The sequence below is a fragment of the Pseudomonas sp. 65/3-MNA-CIBAN-0223 genome, from assembly GCF_040310425.1.
GTDB classification, from domain to species: Bacteria; Pseudomonadota; Gammaproteobacteria; order Pseudomonadales; family Pseudomonadaceae; genus Aquipseudomonas; species Aquipseudomonas gregormendelii.
Genome location: NZ_JBEOPV010000371.1, coordinates 1 through 233, shown reverse-complemented (window position 1 = coordinate 233; position 233 = coordinate 1). Strand labels below are relative to the sequence as shown.

1 protein-coding gene is annotated in these 233 nt (G+C 57.5%); it reads right to left on the bottom strand.

All coding sequences use genetic code 11. From position 1 onward, the window contains the following. Window positions 1–233: cation:proton antiporter domain-containing protein (locus AAEZ09_RS29270; RefSeq protein ID WP_350601812.1), on the bottom strand; the 233-nt coding region annotated here is incomplete at both ends.

The window sequence follows — 233 nt, the reverse complement described above, 5'->3', positions numbered from 1 at the left end:
ATCATGAACAGTGAGAGCTTGCCGACCGTGGAGAACACCTCGCCGGAGCTGACCGTGCCACTCACCGCGATGCTCGACAGCAAGGCAATGATGCCGATACCCAGGATGTCCTCGACAATCAGCACACCGAAAATCAGCTGGGCGAACCGCTGGTCTTTCATCTTCAGGTCGTTGAGGGCCTTGACGATAATGGTGGTCGAGGAGATCGCCAGGATCGCACCGAGGAACAGCGA